Consider the following 17,055-nt stretch of genomic DNA (forward strand, 5'->3'; position numbering starts at 1 on the left):
ATGGCAAAAAAAACGAATACAGAATTAAAAGAATATTTCAGGGCAGCAAAAAGACCAACTGAAAGTCAGTTTGGAGATCTGATAGATAGTTATGTACACAAAGATGAATCATCAGAGTATTCAACAACTGTAGAATTTCCGGTAGGTTTTCAGGTGGGAGATTATGTAGATTTTTTAGAATTTAGTCCAGCTGGGGTTGGAGCAGGTGGATTTTTTGAAGTGTCTATTGTGTATACGAGAGGATTTATAGCTTCTGCAGCAACACATATCGCTTCCGTTTCACACGCAAATAAGGATATCTGGAGAGAATGTGGTACCATCAATAAAAATAATTATCTCGACTGGGATTCAAATTATAATTTCACAATTGATGTTAACGGCGGATTAAAAAGGTTTCGTATCAGAGTCGTTAATACCGTTGGTTCTGTAGATGAACCATTGAAGGTTTCTATAAAAATACGGTCTATTAATAAAAATAATGCATGGACAGCCATGGAAATCCGTGGAAATAATCCTGCTTCTATTCCTCTTCAGCCCATGACCAAAGAGTGGAATCTATGGGTGGGAGATCTCGTGTCAACCGAAAGTGCAAAAGTGGGACTAAAAGTCAATAAAGAGGGGAATGTAGGAATTAAGACCCAGAATCCACTTGCCTCATTGGATATCCAGGGAAAAATATTATTTGATAGTGAATCTCCTATTATTGGAGGTACCGCCATCCGAGGATATGACACAATGTGGGCAAGAGGGTATAACTTTGTTTCATCCAATGGAACTCAAAATATAGGAGGTTTTGGTGCTGTAGGAGAACAGAACCGGATCTACAAATATTATATAGGAAAGTACGAAGATCAGATTGTTTCATTTAATCCGGAAAATAGGCAGACTTCTTTCAATGGAAATATTGACGTGTATGGAGAAGCAAAATCCAGAAGCCAAAAAGTTTCGGATTATTCACCCACTATTTACTTAGACAGAAGCGAAAATTTTGGTGGATTTACTCAAGGAATTCAATCCAGATTATTGGATGGTACTAACAATTGGTTTTTTGGAAATCTTGGTACTGAATATTGGCTGGTTTCAAAAGGAACTCATGAAAATGCTCTCTTAGCCGTAAGAGAAGATGGAAATGTAGGTGTGGGAACAGCAAACCCTTTGGCTAAACTTGACGTCGCAGGAGGTATCAATGTTGCTGCAGGATCTCCGATCCAGCTAGGTGGGCATTCTTCATCTCATGGTTTGAAATATAAAAGATTCAATAGTGATAACTCATTGCTGGATGGTCCTTTCCTTTACGGCTGGACAGGTGGTGCTTTAGGAATTAAGAAGGATAATAACGAATTCAATGTCTTGAGTTGGAAAGAAAATGGCAATGTTGCTATCCAGGGCAAGGTGGAAGCTAAAGAATTTTTAGTATCTGCCACCCCTACAGCAGATCATGTTTTTGCTTCCGATTATAACTTAAGAGGAATTCATGATCTTGAAAAATTTATCACCGAAAAAAGCCATCTTCCTGAAATTCCTTCCGCAAAAGAAATGACAGATAACGGATTGTCTTTAGGCGATTTTCAGATTAAATTACTTCAAAAGATTGAAGAGCTAACACTCTATGCCATTTCTCAGAATAAAGAAATAGAAAACCTGAAGGCTATTATTAAAAAATAATACAATTCAATATAACTTTTAAATATAAGAACTCCCTCAAATTAATTTGAGGGAGGTTTTTTTATTAAAATATTGATCTATATAAAAACAAAAAAACCTCTGAAAAATCAGAGGCTTTAAAGTGGTTTCTCCAGGAATCGAACCAGGGACACATGGATTTTCAATCCATTGCTCTACCAACTGAGCTAAGAAACCATTATGTTTTTGTTTATTACTTCGTTGTTTTAAAGTGATGCAAAAGTATAACATTTTGTAATACCATGCAAGGTTTTTCTAATGTTTTTTTGAAAAGATAGATGCTCAGGGCTTTCTTTTAATACCAATCGTTTGTTCATCAGTGATTTGCTTATATTTTATTTTTTTTGCTTTTACCACAAAAGTGACAAGATCAGTGAATTTAATATATCTGGAATCTTATTGAAACTAATAGAATACTAAACGTAATATAATCTTCAATTGTAATGGCTGTATCTTTCTTGATACTGTTTAGTAGGTACTGGATAATATAAAAGAATGAAGATAAGTATCAAAAAGAAAATAATACTTATATCGGGCAATTGCTAATAGTATAGTATGCTTTGAACGGGCTCATTTATATGCATAATTCTTTGCATTCCGGGCTGTGAAACTCTATTCATGATTAAATATTTGATTCTAAATCATTTGTTTATAATAAAGACAAAAACGGTTATTATATCTATGATAATACTTTTAAAAAGAATGAATATTCCAATTCATTATCTAGAGTTTATAGAAAATTTTCTTTTGATAATAGTATTGATTTAATATTGATAGAAAGGAAACTTAATGATGATGAATATACAGAGCCGATAGTAACTTTATATTCTTTTAAAGCAAGATAAACCGACTTCAATACAGCATCATCCGTTGGGAATGACATTTAGTTGTTTGATGCAATATCATTTCTGTAAAAAGTAATATTGTGAGATTTTTCAGAGCTTCCGGGAAATTGTACTTCACACAGCTTAGTAAAATATTCTTTTGATTGATAAGAAGTGCAGGAATCTCTGTCGCTTGACGTAGAATCTATCAGATTAAATCCTGTTTTATTGACTTCATTCTGTATATTTTCAAAATTATTTTTGTTTTCAGGAACATAAGATACAACAACGCTTAGATTATTTAATATTCGCATTACGACCATTGTTTGGCTTAGTTTTCCCTTTTCATAATAAACTTGTTTTGTACCATCTCCGGTGACTTTTTCCTGCCTGAAAGTATAACCTTTATTTTGAATGTATTTGATATTTTTATCGATTTTATTATTGGCTAAAAAAGTAAGATCCTTATAATTTAATTGAGCCATGCATGCCAATGGAGATAGCAGAAAAAGGAAGATTAGATTTTTCATAAATGTTAAAATTGTTTTTTGTCGTATTTCCCAAATGTAACAAAGTTTTTAAATAGAAAGTTAATAAAAAACACATAATTAATCAAAGGTAGAAAAGCAAAGTGAAAGATCACTTTTTGAAATCAAATCCAGGTGATTTGCATTTAAGGTATGTCAGGTAAAAGGAAAAACCTGTTGAGGATGTAGCTATTCTTATTATATTCAGATACGATTACTATAAAAACAAAAAAGCCTCCGAATAATCAGAGGCTTTTCAAGTGGTTTCTCCAGGAATCGAACCAGGGACACATGGATTTTCAATCCATTGCTCTACCAACTGAGCTAAGAAACCATTATATTGTTTGATTTACTTTGTCGTTTTTAAAGTGGTGCAAAAATAGAATATTTTATAATACCATACAAGCTTTTTGTATCTTTTTTTTCAATGTTAGAAGTCTTTTGACAGTGTTATTAAACCTTCTAATAAGAGTTCTGTTGTAATAAATCTCAATGGCAGAAGTCCACTCTTTTTTATCATTCTATTGGAACAGTCAGAAAATAAGATAAATACCTCTATATTTAGTGTGATGTATTGATCTAAAAAACTAATGATATGAAAAAAGTAAAATTCCTTTTATTAATCAGTCTGGTGACCGTTATTTATTCCTGCAAAAAAGAATCTGAAACCAATGATGCGATTCAGAAAGGTAGCAGCATCACAGTAGATACCAGAGCTGTTGTCGTAGATAGCAGTGCTTTTAAAAGATTAATGGAGGAAGAGAATAGATCAATCATATATAATGAAATTAAGAAGGTTAAAAAAGTAAGCAATTACGCAGAAGGATCGATGCAGAGCTTTGATTTTAGTTTTAAAGATTACAGTTTTAAGATCAGATATATTGAAGACAGAGCTTATATCCAATATAGAATAGATCATAAAATCATTGCTGATTGGAAGTTCTGTAATGTTAATTTTTATTATGACAGTTCCTGGGAAACAGTGGAGGAGGACTGTCATTTACTTTATAATGGTACAGATTCATCAGGCGTTTTATTATTTCCAGGTTTTACCGAAGAATATGCGACTTACTTTGTATATGAGTTTAATAATAGCGCACTTCAGTTTGTAAATGTTGTCACTTTAAATAGAACACTTTCAGCAGATGTATGGACAAATCCCCATGAATTCCGTGCTGTTCGGAAAAAGAATAAACTTCACATAAGCCTTTTGGATAAAGATGGAAAAGAATATGTTTTTGAAAATGGGGAAGGGGATCCAGAGAAGGAACCCGAAAATCAAAATATTTCAAAGGATCTTATTATATTGAAAACTGCCGATGGTAATAATTGACATTTATGAGCCTATTCTGTAAACTTGTCCTGTAAGAGCCATGAACAAAATATCTCCTTTAAATAGGCTTCCTGAGAGTATTGAACAACTGTATAACTATACCATGAATAATCCGTGAATTGGTGACCAGATAAGAAAACAAAAAAACCTCTGACTAATCAGAGGTTTTAAAGTGGTTTCTCCAGGAATCGAACCAGGGACACATGGATTTTCAATCCATTGCTCTACCAACTGAGCTAAGAAACCATTATATTTTTGTTTGACTTACTTCGTTGTTTTAAAGTGATGCAAAAGTAGCAAGTTTTGGTATATAAAGCAAGTATTCATCGTACTTTTTTTACTTAACCCTAAAAAACTATTGATTATCAGACGAATTATTTTCCTGCTCCTTTCGGATTTGTTCACTCATCTCTTCCAATACCGGTTTAATCGTGTTTTCCGGAAGATCACTGATCCTGATATACATTAATCCGTCAATTGCATCATTGAAGTTAGGATCAACGTTGAATGCGATTACTTTTGCATTTTGTTTTATATATTTCTTGATAAGCACAGGTAATCTCAATTCCGGTTCAAGATCGTCAATGATCTTATCCAGTTTGTTTAGATCAGACTCCATTTCCTCAAAGAAAATGTTTTTATCCCTGTCGCGAAGCTTTACTTTATACTCATTTCTCGGAGTAATGTACTGAGCTACTGCAGAATCAAAATAATTCGAACGCATAAACTCAATCATCAGAGATTTTGAGAATTCTGAGAACTTATTGGAAATACTTACCCCTCCCATCAGGAATTTATGATCCGGATTTCTCAGGCATACATGCACGATTCCTCTCCATAAAAGGAAAAGTGGAAGCGGTTTCTGCTGATATTCCTGACAGATATAAGCACGGCCCATTTCAATCACCTTTTTAAAGAAAGGATGAATATCCTGTTCAAACTCAAATAAAGAGCTGGTATAGAATCCTTTGATGCCATATTTCTTCATGACCTCTCTACCCAATGCCATTCTGTAGGCTCCTGCAAGTTTTTTCTCGCCATTATCCCAAAGGAACAGGTGATGGTAATGTTTATCATATTCATCCAGGTCAAAAGGAAGATTGCTTCCTTCTCCTACCGCACGGAATGTAAGCTCTCTCTGACGCCCGATTTCCCTCATAATAGAAGGAATTTCCTCGTAAGTTGTAAAATAGATCTCGTAGTTTCCGTTGCTGAACAGCATTTTTTCTGTTCCTCTCAGTTTATCAACATCTTTGACGATATCCTCTATAGGAGTTTCATCAATAATGTTCTGAACGATGTTTTCTTCTTTTAATAAAGGAAACTTAACAGTAAGGTTCTGTAGGTTGATACTTTGAGCCAGAGATTTTCTTTTTTCATAGTAAGATTTCATCATATAAACCTTACGTTTTAGAAACTCTCCCAATTCTTCAATAGTTTCCATTTCATCCATTGCCTTTACAGAGATTGGTTTTCCAATCCTGATTCTGATAGGTTTTTCCCTGTCATTCATCATTTCTGAAGGAAGCATAAGCGTTTGCAGGCTTGGATGAAGTTTAGCTACCTGATAAAAAAGACGGCTGTTCTTGGCATGGAAATACATAGGAACTACCGGCACTTTAGCCATTCTGATCAGCTTAAGTGCCGTTTTTTCCCATTCTTTATCTAAAATTTCTCCATAAGGATTGTTCTTATTAGACACTTCTCCTGCCGGAAAAATACCTACACAGCCTCCATTCTGTAAATGCTTGAGGGTCTCACGCATTCCTGAAGAGCTGCTGTAAGCTTCTTTTCTGTTTTCAAAAGGGTTTACTGCGATTACGTATGGTTCCATAGGTTTGATCTTTTCCAGAAGGAAATTTCCCATTACCTTAAAATCCGGACGAACCTCTGATAAGATCTTGCACATCAGAATTCCGTCAATAGCACCCAGCGGGTGATTGGAAACCAGAACAAACGGTCCCGTTTTCGGAATCTTTGCCAGATCCTCTTCAAAAGCCACATAGCTTAAGTTTCTTTCTCTTACAAATGAGTCGAAAAAGTCTTTGCCTTCCTTATCTTTTAATTTATCGTATAATTTATTTACTTCATTTATTTTGGCAATGCTCATCACAGCAGATGCCACCGGATTCTTAAGGAACCCGATTTTACTTAAGCCGGAAGCTTTGATCAGATCGTTTTTCGAAATTAAACTCATGTGTGTTTAGTCGCAATTAATATTATTGTGTTACCATTTGAAGAGTATTCTTGGAAATTTGCTCCAATAATACATTTTTTTCGTGGTAAAATCTGTCAATGTGATCCATCTTCGCATTTCTTACTGTGAATAAAGATACATTTTTAATTGCTTCAGTTTTAAAAATTTTTTGAAGCTCTTCGTTGAGTTCTTCAAGGTGATTAAATTTATCTTCCAGGCATAATGCCAGTGAAATGGCAGAATTCTGCATCAGGGAAACCTTGATCTTATATTTAGAAAGATATCCGAAGATCAAACTCATATGATCTTCTGCAATAAAAGAGAAGTCTCTGGTAGAGATCTTTAAAAGTTCCTGGTTTTCTTTCAGAATATAAGTTTCTTCCTGTTGATTTTGGTCTGAAGCTCCCACTTTGGTTCCTGCCTTGGTAGGATCCACAAAAGATTTTACATAAAAAGGAATGTTTTTTTGCTGTAATGGCTGTAGCGTCTTCGGGTGAATAACACTTGCCCCATAATAGGCCATTTCAATAGCTTCTTCATAAGAAATATTGGAAAGCAGTGATACATCATTGAATTTTCTTGGATCTCCGGTCATTACTCCAGGTACATCCTTCCAGATCGTCATGGCATCAGCATTTAAGCAGTACGCAAAAATGGCTCCTGAATAATCTGACCCTTCTCTTCCTAAGGTTACCGTGAAGTTATTGTCATCTGATCCGATGAATCCCTGGGTAACATAGCAGACTTCAGGGTTTAGATTTGAAATAAACTCTTCCGTTTTTGCCCAGTCTACCGCACCCTCTCTGTATGAATTATCCGTTTTGATATAATCTCTTGCATCCAGCCATTGATTGGTAAATTGGATTTCATTCAGGTATTCACTTACGATTTTGGTAGAAATCATCTCTCCACAGCTTACCACCTGATCATACACGAAGTTATAATTAGGTGATTTGTTTCTTCTTAAAAAAGAATCAATATCGTCAAAAAAGAGATTGATTTCAGCAAAAACCGCATGATTTTCAGGAAACAGACCGTCCGCAATCTCGATGTGTTTTCGTTTTATCTTTTCAATCTCAGTTTGATAGTTATCCTTCTTGAAATAAAGTTCTACAACTTTTTCCAATTCATTGGTCGTCTTGCCCATTGCTGAAATTACCAGCAAACATTTGGCAAATCCTTGGCTTTTTAGAACCATGGACACATTTTTTACACTCTCGGCGTCTTTCACAGACGCGCCACCAAACTTGAAAATTTTCATTAAATTGTTAAAAATAAAATTGTTAGATAAAAATTACATGAGTTTTTTACGGAGGACAAAATTATAAATTTACAGCGAGATATGAAATAGGCTGATGATGCGATGAAATTAAGATTTCCTTAAAATAGCTCTGAAGGGAATACCTGACTATGTTTGAATGCAGGAATAGAGGAGATTAACCTCTATTAAGAATCTTATTTATTCCATACATTTATTTGATATTTATTTTTTTGAATGCCAAAATTTGGCGCCATTATCTGTAATATAAGGAATTTAATAGAAAGTCACTTTATTCAAAACCTGAAGATAAGGTCAAAAATAAATATAATATAATAAGATCTGTTTTTCAATTTTTCATTTGAATCGTTTCATGTTCTACATTAAAATAAGTAAACAGAATTTTTCATTAGTTTGGGATAAAGAAATGGAGAGGTAATCACAGGCAGATATTCAGTATTATGTTTTGTTTTGATTGTATTGTGTTGATATACAGTGTTTAAGTTCTTTTGTAATTAAATTTTCTTAATGCAATAAATTTTCCGAAATTTGGGGAAAACGTAAAAAGAAAAATATGTCAAATCAACCATTACAGACTTTAGGAGAATTTCTTATCGATAAGCAGGACGATTTTCAGTATTCAACAGGTGAATTTTCTCGTCTTCTAAGTGCAATAAGATTGGCTTCGAAAGTGGTTAACAGAGAAGTAAATAAAGCCGGAATTGTAGATATTACAGGAGCTGCAGGAAACCAGAATATTCAAGGGGAAGAACAGCAGAAACTGGATGTAATCGCTAACGAAATTTTTATTACGGCTTTGTCTCAAAGAGAGGTTGTTTGTGGTATTGCTTCAGAGGAAAATGATGATTTTATTGATATTAAATGTGGTGAAAATGGACATTTAAGCAAATATGTAGTGTTGATTGATCCTTTAGATGGATCTTCAAACATTGATGTGAATGTTTCCGTAGGAACCATTTTCTCTATCTACAGAAGAGTTACTGAACCGGGAACGCCTGTGCAGCTTGAAGATTTTTTACAGAAAGGAGTCAATCAGATTGCAGCAGGATATGTCATCTACGGTTCTTCCACGATGATCGTTTATACAACAGGAAACGGAGTGAACGGATTTACACTGGATCCATCCTTAGGAACCTATTATCTTTCTCATCCCAATATGACTTTCCCAAAAACTGGTAAAATCTATTCCATCAACGAAGGAAATTACATCAAATTCCCTCAGGGAGTGAAAAACTACCTTAAATATTGCCAGATGGAAGAAGGAGACCGTCCCTATACTTCCAGATATATTGGGTCTTTGGTTGCCGATTTCCATAGAAATATGCTGAAAGGTGGGATTTATATTTATCCATCTTATTCTCAGGCACCCAATGGGAAATTAAGATTATTATACGAATGTAATCCAATGGCTTTCCTTGCAGAACAGGCTGGAGGAAAAGCAACAGACGGATTCAGAAGAATTCTGGAAGTAGAACCTACAGAACTTCACCAGAGAATTCCGTTTTTCTGCGGAAGCATTGATATGGTGGAGAAAGCAGAAGAGTTTATGCGAATCGACAGCGTAAAATAATGGAAGCATCATATTTTAAATATTTATTACAATTTAAGCGCCCGAGTGGAACATCTCGCGGCGTTTTGCTTGATAAGGAAACCTTCATCCTTGAAATTTCAGAAGATGGAAAAAAAGGAACAGGGGAGTGTGCCGTTTTCAGAGGCCTGAGCTTTGATGACAGGCCTGATTATGAAGACAAGTTAAAATGGCTCTGTGAAAACATTAGTCAGGATCCGGATTTCTTAAAAGAAGAACTAAAAGACTTCCCTTCGATATGGTTTGGATACGAACAGGCCGTTCTGAACCTGAAATTTGGAGCTGATCTTTATTTTCCAAGTGAGTTTACCGAAGGGGAATCTGCCATTACCATCAATGGATTAATCTGGATGGGAGATGTGGGGTATATGGAAGAACAGATTCAGGATAAACTGGGAAAAGGATTTCATTGCATTAAATTAAAAATTGGAGTCGATTGGAAATCTGAACATATCATTCTTCAAAAGCTAAGAGATAAATTTTCAAAAGAGCAACTGGAACTTCGGGTGGATGCTAATGGAGGATTTAGTAAAGAAGAAGCAGCCGTTGTTTTGCAGCAGCTGGCAGATTTGCACATTCATTCCATTGAACAGCCTATTAAAGCCGGAAACTGGAAGAATATGACGGAATTGTGTGCTCAGACGCCAACTCCTATTGCTTTGGATGAAGAATTGATTGGGATTACAGATCCGGAAGAAAAGAAAAAACTTTTAGAAACGGTAAAACCGCAGTACATCATTTTAAAACCGGCTTTAATAGGTGGTTTTGCTGGATCTGATGAATGGATTTCCCTTGCTGAAGAACAGAATATCGGCTGGTGGATTACTTCTGCGTTAGAAAGTAATATCGGCCTGAATGCCATTGCACAATATACATTCACAAAAAAAAGCCCGATGCCACAAGGTTTAGGTACCGGAGCTTTATTTACAAATAATTTTGAATCCAGTTTAGAGCTCAGAAATGAGTTGTTGTGGTTCAAAAAATAAAAAATGAATTAACAGGTTGGGTTATTTGAATGTTCCCAATCCCATTCTCTGCAGCATCTGGCTCTGGCATCCCAGTTGTTGCAGCCTATAGGGACTACCGGAATATTTCCGCCATTAATGGTTTTTAATTCTTTTTTTTCTAGCTTTCTTAGATTTTTCATAATTGGTATTGAGTTTTGGTGATAGTGAATCTGGTGAATGACAGTCGGAGTATAGAGACTGCCATCTTATTTAATAAAAAACTCCAATGCCGCAAAGTTGGGACATTGGAGCTATATGAGGTCATAATTTTGAACCCGGTTTTAGATCTCAGAAATAAGAGTTAAGCTGATTCAAAATAGAATAGTGCAAAATTACCTAGCAATATGGAGGTGGTGAATCCGGGCAGGCAGTGCCGCCACAGTAATCTGGTGCCCATGCCCTGCAGCATCCTTCCTGTGGACTCCAGCTATTACATCCAAGAGGAGGTCGTCCTCCACTAATTTGTTTTAATTCTCCTTTGTTTAATTTTCTTAGATTTTTCATTGTTAATATTTTAGCTTGATGATAGTTAAATGTCTGAATTTTTTTTCAGATATACAATTTTTTAGACAAGTAAATATTGTGAGATATCGAGAATTGAATAAAATAAAAATGAATGTTGGGAGGTCATTATTTAAATATATTCATCTCTTCTTTATAAACTGGACTTTGTATACTCAGGAAACTTAAGACACTGTGAAACACGTGATTTTGAGAAACTATATCATTAGGCTTTAGTTGTCTCGAGCCATCAGAAACCCATACTATAAAAGGAATTTCATACTGTTCCTTAGGGGCTATACTTAGGGGCATTCCATGCATGTACAGGTTTTTTTCTCCCAATGATTCTCCGTGGTCTGAGACGAAAAGCATTGTGCTTTTATAGTCTTTTAATTTTTTTAAATCCTCAATGACATTATATAAAAGGTAATCTGTGTAAACAATTGTATTATCATAGGCATTGATAAGCTCCTGCCGAGAGCAATTACCTAGTTCAACACTATTGCAAACAGGCTTAAAGGCCTCAAATCGGGATGGATATTTTTTACTGTACGTCGGACCGTGGCTTGTACTTGTATGCAATATGACCAATATTTTGTTTTTGGTGCTTGCTGCTATCTGCTCTTTGAGACCGTTTAAAAGTATCCCATCATAATTGCAGTCTTCCCCCTTGCAATTTGAAGACAGGTTTTCTTTGGATTGATAATTTTTAATATGCACCGGTGGTTCCCCCCAATTTGTTGTTCTCCAGATAACATCTACATTATTTCTATATAAATAATTAGGTAAGATTTCATACAGATCATCTGTATTAGTATGTTCCAAAATACATTTTACACCAGCAGTGGTGTATGTTGCACAAGAGGTGGCTTTAAAACTGTGTAGATTTTGTTCTTTGGAAAGCAATGGATTTGTATTTTTTCCATATCCGTACAACGAGAAGTTTTGGCTTCGTGCCGATTCTCCGATAACCAGAACGACAACTGATTTTTCATTATTTTTAATGGTAGCGGGAGGTAATAAAATTTCTTTTTCGTTTTTTTTATATTCATGAATGTAAAAAAGAGAGAGATTAACAGAATAAGACCATGGCATGGCAAGACCACCTAATGTTTTTGAATTTTTATCAATCCATAACCAATTACTTGCATTCGCAAATGCTACAACAATCATGAATAACAGAGTTAATGAAGATGTGATTAAAAACTTTTTTAGTGGGATACTAATGATTTTGACATTAATGATATAAATGCCGGGAAGTATACCAAGGAAAATAATATAGAGAATTAATTTTATGGAAAAAAAACTGCTGGACTCTTCGTAATTGGTATTGAATATATTGCCAATCATACTTTCATCAATGATAACACTATAGGTATTGATAAAATAGACCGCAATGGAACTGATTATAAAGGTAAGTACCAATAAAATTTTCCCAACAATCCTCGACAGGAAAAAGATTAAATAGAACGCAAAAGCATTGGCAACTAACATGAGAATGATTAAACTTATGATGAGCACAACGCCATTTAAACTTTTATAATCAACTTTACTGAAGACAAAGGTAAAAAAGGGAATATGAAAGAATATGAAATTAAGAAAGCTCATTAAGAGGGCAAAATCCAATAATTTCAAATTATTTTTTAACATAAGTGTAGGTGATTATATAAAGTGATATTATTAAGCTTATAAATGACAAATAAAATATAATCAAATTTTCATTAATTATTTTGTTAATTAAAATGATACTACCAATGGTAAATGCTATGATAAAAACCGGATAATATTTTTTACTGCCAATCCATGCCCATATATTATATTGGTGATTGATAAAAATACCTAAAAGTCCTAAAATATATCCAATAATACTTCCGATAATGACATCAAGAGGATAATGGGCTCCAACGGCTACTCTTGTGAATGCAATAATTAATCCTGTTAAGAGCAGAAAACAGCACCATATGAATTTATACCCTGATTTCTGAGGCATAAAAGTAAACATCAGAATAGTAAGCGTTGTAAAAATAGTAATGGAATGTCCGGAAGGCAGGCTGGTGTATCCAGATAATGTTTTCCCTATGATGACAAAGCTTTCATTATCAAATGCCGCCGCCGGTCTTGGTACAGTAAATAATCTTTTTAAAAGGTTGCAAAATAAAGCAGACAGAAGTGATGCAGATAATAAAGACTGCCAGATTTTTGGGATGTAGATTACGAAAACGGATAGAAAAGGCAAAAGAACAAGAGCATCTCCCAATTGAGTTAAGTTATATTGCAGTTTGGGATATTGTGATAATTTGGAATTTAAAAAAAAGAACCAGTGCTCTTGAACGCCAATATAAGCAACAGTATTGAGTGCATCCTGTTTATAAAGAATGAAGAAGATTAAAGTTAATAAAAATAACGGTACATACAATAAAAATAAGACCGGGTGAATATAATGACCAATTATAGTTTTATTCATAATATTTGATTTACTTATTTTGAAAAACCATCCGTTTTTCAAACTTTTTCTCTTTTAACCCCGAGGCTTGCCTCGGGGAATTCTTTAGATTAAATTCTTATCCCTAGCTGTTCAGTAATATTACTTTTTACACCCGGATTGAACATCTTTATTTCAAACTTCTCAAGAAAAAAAAGGGGCATTTTTTTTATTTTTCTTAGGGTGTATTTATATAACTGTCTAGTGATCAGTTTTATTGTTGGGAATTTTTTTTTATAAAAAGATCAATTTGAATATTTTTTAGCATTGTAAGAAAATGCATTAAATGATCAATCGCTCAAACATTATTAAGAATTAAAAAAAAGAATTTTAGTGGAAGTGATTTAAATTATTTATTATAAAAAACAAGAAAATAAATTCCTGCAATAGATCTGTAGGAATTTTTAAATGAAATTTTGATTTGTTTTAAGGAATAAAGTAATTGTTGGCTCGGATAGTTTTTTTTTTAGATTGTAGTTGTAATTAAATGACATCTTTTACAAAAATGGCTTTCCTTATATAGGTCAAGATATAAGAAAACTTTTTTTTAATCTTTTTCATGATAAAAAAATTGTAATTCTCTATTATTTGAATTGGCAATGATTATGCCATTTGTCAGGTCTGTGGTAACTTTAACATAGGTCTGATTTTATAGCATTTTTTTAATTAATCATTATGAAATAATTGTGAAAATATTTTCGTTATTTATTGTTCTATTGGTGATAAGATTCCTATCTATTCCATATAAATTCTGAAAAATATCACTCTGAACCTGAGAGCTGGAAAGGTATCCCCAATGATTTCCGACTTCAAATTTAAAGCTGCTCAGTACATCATCTTTCACAAAAGTACAGTCGATGATAGATACGATATCCTTATAAGGGCTAATATCACTCGGCCCGTTTTTACCAAGCCTTGGGGTAAGAATATTTTTGGTAAACTGTGAGATTCCCAGGATCAGATCCTGCCTGTTCAGATAAATGGAAATCCGGTTGGCAAGCAATGGTAATTTATTAAAGGAATCTTCTGAATCTTCAAATACTTTATAGGATACATCAGCATTCAATAGGATTACCTGATCAATCACCCTGAGGATATTCTCTCTTTTAAGACTGTAAAGCATGCTTTGAAGTACTCTGTTGCCCAAAGAGTGAGCCATGATATGAATTCTCTGGTTACATGGGATGAGGTCACGGTTTGAAAAAATATCCTTTAAAAACTGAGTGTAAAAGTAAAACAGTCTCAACAATGATGTTCCAGAGTTGATGCTTGATGCCTTGTCGTCAAAATAGCTCAATGGAATAATACTGCCAGAAGCCGGCCAGCTCACAAATAAAATATGTTCAACAGGAGAAGCGGGATTGTCAATGAATATTTTTTTTAGATCAAGAATAGCCTTTAATTCATCATCAAAATCGTACAGATAACCATGAATAAATATCAGTACATCACTTCGGTCCTTAGTGGCAGACATATTTTTGTACAGTTCGTAGAACAGTCTTTGGGTTCCGCCGAGATTATTGGCTGTAAGAGAGGATTTTTTGATGCCTTTTTCATTCTGCAGAACTTCCAGAACTTCTTCATAGCCTTGTTTTTCAGGTTCTGAAAACAGTTTATAGTTCAGGATGTTTCTGTTGGTGTAGTCTTTTTTCTTTTTGGCCGCAGCGGTGGGTTCCTTATAATTATCAAAATCACATTTTGCAATCCTGAAATTAGGAATTGAGTATTCGTCATTGGAAAAAGAATCCACTTTTTCACCTTTATGACGGACGATTTTCCGATTGCTTAAGATATAAACAGCCATAAGCGATAATTTGGTACAATGGTTTTAGCTTTTCCTAAATTAATGAAAAATACTGAATTACAATGCATAAAGCTTAAAAATTAACATTTTCAAAAACGCTTATTTTTCCGTAACTTTGTACCACTTTTTTTGCTATAAAACAAAAGCTAATTTAATGGAAGAAGAAAAAAAATCACTCAATTTTATTGAGCAAATTATTGAAGATGATCTGGCTAACGGTTTGAATAAAGATCAGATCCGTTTCCGTTTTCCGCCTGAACCAAACGGTTACCTGCATGTAGGGCATACAAAAGCTATCTGCATCAACTTCGGTTTGGGTGAAAAATACAACGCTCCCGTAAACCTTCGTTTCGACGATACGAACCCTGAAAAAGAAGAGCAGGAATTCGTAGATTCTATCATGAAAGATGTTGAATGGTTAGGTTTCAAATGGGATAAAGTTTTGTATGCGTCCGATTACTTCCAGCAGCTTTACGATTGGGCAGTACAATTAATTAAAGAAGGAAAAGCTTATGTAGATGAGCAGCCATCTGATGTAATTACCGAGCAGAGAAAGAATCCTGCAGAACCAGGAATTGAATCTCCATACAGAAACCGTCCTGTTGAAGAGTCTTTAGATTTATTCGAAAGGATGAAAAACGGAGAATTTGAAAGTGGTTCAATGTCTCTTCGTGCAAAAATCGACATGGTTTCACCCAACATGAATATGCGTGATCCTGTTATGTATAGAATTTTGAATAAGCCTCACCACAGAACAGGAACTGCTTGGAAAATTTATCCAATGTACGACTGGGCACACGGTGAATCTGATTATATAGAGCAAATTTCGCATTCACTTTGTTCTTTGGAGTTTGAAAACCACAGACCTTTGTATAACTGGTATTTAGATCAGGTCTACGAAGAAGGAAAGGTTAAAAACAAGCAGAGAGAATTTGCAAGGATGAACGTTTCTTATATGATCACTTCTAAGAGAAAGCTGCAAAGACTTGTTGCTGAAGGAGTAGTAACAGGATGGGATGATCCAAGAATGCCTACTATTTCCGGAATGAGAAGAAAAGGTTTCACTGCAACTGCTATCAGAAACTTTATTGATAAAGTAGGGGTGGCAAAAAGAGAAAACCTAATTGAGATCCAGTTACTTGACTTCTGTGTACGTGAAGACCTGAATAAGGTGGCTAAACGTGTAATGGCTGTAGTAGATCCTGTAAAATTAGTTATCGAAAACTATCCTGAAGATAAAGAAGAATGGGTAGAAACTGAAAACAATCCTGAACAGGAAAATGCAGGAACCAGAGAAATTCCTTTCTCAAGAGAGTTGTATATTGAGCGTGAAGACTTCAAAGAAGAAGCCAATAATAAATTCTTCAGACTGAAATTAGGCGGTGAAGTTCGTTTAAAATCAGCATACATCATCAAAGCTGAAAGAGTAGAGAAGGATGAAAATGGAGAAATTACAACAATCTATGCTACTTATGATGAGAAGAGTAAGTCTGGAAGTGGAACAGAAGAAAGTTTAAGAAAAGTAAAAGGAACGCTTCACTGGGTGTCTGCTAAACATGCAATTCCTGTAGAAGTAAGAGTTTACGACCAATTGTTTACAGTAGAACAGCCGGATGCTGAAAAAGATGTAGACTTCTTAAACTTCATCAACCCTGAATCTGTAAATACGATTCAAGGTTTTGCTGAACCAAGCCTTAAAGATGTAGCTGTGGGAGAACCACTTCAGTTCCAAAGAATCGGATACTTTACAAAAGATCAGGATTCTACAGATGCTGCTTTGGTATTCAACCGTACAGTAACACTAAAAGATTCTTATAAACCTTAATAATT

13 protein-coding genes and 3 tRNA genes are annotated in these 17,055 nt (G+C 34.5%); 5 read left to right on the plus strand and 11 right to left on the minus strand.

Annotated features, from left to right (window positions below; all coding sequences use genetic code 11):
• Positions 1 to 1,665, plus strand: coding sequence for a hypothetical protein (locus WH267_RS20525; RefSeq protein ID WP_340010664.1), 1,665 nt, complete (start codon positions 1 to 3; stop codon positions 1,663 to 1,665).
• A 122-nt stretch (positions 1,666 to 1,787) separates the two neighbouring features.
• Here WH267_RS20525 and WH267_RS20530 read toward each other — a convergent pair.
• The 3 genes from WH267_RS20530 to WH267_RS20540 all read right to left on the minus strand — a co-directional run bounded on the left by WH267_RS20530 (position 1,788) and on the right by WH267_RS20540 (position 3,368).
• Positions 1,788 to 1,860 (minus strand) — tRNA-Phe (locus WH267_RS20530).
• A 706-nt stretch (positions 1,861 to 2,566) separates the two neighbouring features.
• A complete protein-coding gene (locus tag WH267_RS20535) occupies positions 2,567 to 3,037 on the minus strand; it encodes a hypothetical protein (protein ID WP_123947287.1) in 471 nt (156 codons plus the stop codon).
• Positions 3,038 to 3,295: 258 nt separating this feature from the next.
• A tRNA-Phe gene (locus WH267_RS20540) sits at positions 3,296 to 3,368 on the minus strand.
• Positions 3,369 to 3,629: 261 nt separating this feature from the next.
• On the opposite strand from WH267_RS20540, the gene WH267_RS20545 reads away from it, so the two are divergent.
• The gene (locus WH267_RS20545) at positions 3,630 to 4,367 is read left to right on the plus strand and encodes a hypothetical protein (protein WP_340010666.1); all 738 of its coding nucleotides are present in this window, start codon (positions 3,630 to 3,632) and stop codon (positions 4,365 to 4,367) included.
• Positions 4,368 to 4,540: 173 nt separating this feature from the next.
• Here the strand turns inward: WH267_RS20545 and WH267_RS20550 are convergent.
• The 3 genes from WH267_RS20550 to WH267_RS20560 form a co-directional block, all read right to left on the minus strand.
• Positions 4,541 to 4,613, minus strand: a tRNA-Phe gene (locus WH267_RS20550).
• Positions 4,614 to 4,722: 109 nt separating this feature from the next.
• Entirely contained in the window at positions 4,723 to 6,564 is a 1,842-nt protein-coding gene (locus WH267_RS20555; RefSeq protein ID WP_115973149.1) for a lysophospholipid acyltransferase family protein, read from the minus strand.
• Between the two features lie 22 nt (positions 6,565 to 6,586).
• Positions 6,587 to 7,825, minus strand: a complete 1,239-nt coding sequence (locus tag WH267_RS20560) for an aspartate kinase (RefSeq protein WP_115973150.1) — start codon at positions 7,823 to 7,825, stop codon at positions 6,587 to 6,589.
• A 571-nt stretch (positions 7,826 to 8,396) separates the two neighbouring features.
• Here WH267_RS20560 and fbp point away from each other — a divergent pair.
• The gene (fbp, locus tag WH267_RS20565) at positions 8,397 to 9,413 is read left to right on the plus strand and encodes a class 1 fructose-bisphosphatase (protein ID WP_068944199.1); all 1,017 of its coding nucleotides are present in this window, start codon (positions 8,397 to 8,399) and stop codon (positions 9,411 to 9,413) included.
• On the plus strand, positions 9,413 to 10,417 hold the full coding sequence (locus WH267_RS20570; protein WP_340010668.1) for an o-succinylbenzoate synthase: 1,005 nt from the start codon (positions 9,413 to 9,415) through the stop codon (positions 10,415 to 10,417). The genes fbp and WH267_RS20570 overlap by 1 nt, the downstream gene beginning before the upstream one ends.
• 8 nt (positions 10,418 to 10,425) lie before the next feature.
• Here the strand turns inward: WH267_RS20570 and WH267_RS20575 are convergent, their stop codons facing one another.
• The 5 genes from WH267_RS20575 to WH267_RS20595 form a co-directional block, all read right to left on the minus strand.
• Positions 10,426 to 10,578: a bacteriocin-like protein gene (locus WH267_RS20575; protein WP_340010670.1), complete on the minus strand. Its 153-nt coding sequence runs from the start codon at positions 10,576 to 10,578 to the stop codon at positions 10,426 to 10,428.
• A gap of 196 nt (positions 10,579 to 10,774) precedes the next feature.
• Positions 10,775 to 10,942, minus strand: a complete 168-nt coding sequence (locus WH267_RS20580) for a bacteriocin-like protein (protein WP_340010672.1) — start codon at positions 10,940 to 10,942, stop codon at positions 10,775 to 10,777.
• Positions 10,943 to 11,068: 126 nt separating this feature from the next.
• On the minus strand, positions 11,069 to 12,589 hold the full coding sequence (gene eptA, locus WH267_RS20585; protein WP_340010674.1) for a phosphoethanolamine--lipid A transferase EptA: 1,521 nt from the start codon (positions 12,587 to 12,589) through the stop codon (positions 11,069 to 11,071).
• On the minus strand, positions 12,576 to 13,403 hold the full coding sequence (locus tag WH267_RS20590; RefSeq protein ID WP_340010675.1) for a phosphatase PAP2 family protein: 828 nt from the start codon (positions 13,401 to 13,403) through the stop codon (positions 12,576 to 12,578). The genes eptA and WH267_RS20590 overlap by 14 nt, the downstream gene beginning before the upstream one ends.
• A gap of 691 nt (positions 13,404 to 14,094) precedes the next feature.
• A complete protein-coding gene (locus WH267_RS20595; protein ID WP_340010677.1) occupies positions 14,095 to 15,225 on the minus strand; it encodes an alpha/beta hydrolase in 1,131 nt (376 codons plus the stop codon).
• Positions 15,226 to 15,379: 154 nt separating this feature from the next.
• Between WH267_RS20595 and WH267_RS20600 the strand changes: the two genes are divergently transcribed.
• The gene (locus WH267_RS20600; RefSeq protein ID WP_340010678.1) at positions 15,380 to 17,050 is read left to right on the plus strand and encodes a glutamine--tRNA ligase/YqeY domain fusion protein; all 1,671 of its coding nucleotides are present in this window, start codon (positions 15,380 to 15,382) and stop codon (positions 17,048 to 17,050) included.
• Positions 17,051 to 17,055: the final 5 nt, after the last annotated feature.

The sequence above is a fragment of the Chryseobacterium sp. MYb328 genome, from assembly GCF_037572595.1.
Classification (GTDB): Bacteria; Bacteroidota; Bacteroidia; order Flavobacteriales; family Weeksellaceae; genus Chryseobacterium; species Chryseobacterium pennae.

Excerpts from the sequence above, each read along its gene's own strand:
- WH267_RS20575 (WP_340010670.1), bottom strand. The coding sequence starts at position 10,578 with ATGAAAAATCTAAGAAAGCTAGAAAAAAAAGAATTAAAAACCATTAAT.
- WH267_RS20595 (WP_340010677.1), bottom strand. The coding sequence starts at position 15,225 with ATGGCTGTTTATATCTTAAGCAATCGGAAAATCGTCCGTCATAAAGGT.
- WH267_RS20535 (WP_123947287.1), bottom strand. The coding sequence starts at position 3,037 with ATGAAAAATCTAATCTTCCTTTTTCTGCTATCTCCATTGGCATGCATG.
- WH267_RS20545 (WP_340010666.1), top strand. The coding sequence starts at position 3,630 with ATGAAAAAAGTAAAATTCCTTTTATTAATCAGTCTGGTGACCGTTATT.
- WH267_RS20555 (WP_115973149.1), bottom strand. The coding sequence starts at position 6,564 with ATGAGTTTAATTTCGAAAAACGATCTGATCAAAGCTTCCGGCTTAAGT.
- WH267_RS20525 (WP_340010664.1), top strand. The coding sequence starts at position 1 with ATGGCAAAAAAAACGAATACAGAATTAAAAGAATATTTCAGGGCAGCA.
- eptA (WP_340010674.1), bottom strand. The coding sequence starts at position 12,589 with ATGTTAAAAAATAATTTGAAATTATTGGATTTTGCCCTCTTAATGAGC.
- WH267_RS20590 (WP_340010675.1), bottom strand. The coding sequence starts at position 13,403 with ATGAATAAAACTATAATTGGTCATTATATTCACCCGGTCTTATTTTTA.
- WH267_RS20560 (WP_115973150.1), bottom strand. The coding sequence starts at position 7,825 with ATGAAAATTTTCAAGTTTGGTGGCGCGTCTGTGAAAGACGCCGAGAGT.
- WH267_RS20580 (WP_340010672.1), bottom strand. The coding sequence starts at position 10,942 with ATGAAAAATCTAAGAAAATTAAACAAAGGAGAATTAAAACAAATTAGT.
- fbp (WP_068944199.1), top strand. The coding sequence starts at position 8,397 with ATGTCAAATCAACCATTACAGACTTTAGGAGAATTTCTTATCGATAAG.
- WH267_RS20600 (WP_340010678.1), top strand. The coding sequence starts at position 15,380 with ATGGAAGAAGAAAAAAAATCACTCAATTTTATTGAGCAAATTATTGAA.
- WH267_RS20570 (WP_340010668.1), top strand. The coding sequence starts at position 9,413 with ATGGAAGCATCATATTTTAAATATTTATTACAATTTAAGCGCCCGAGT.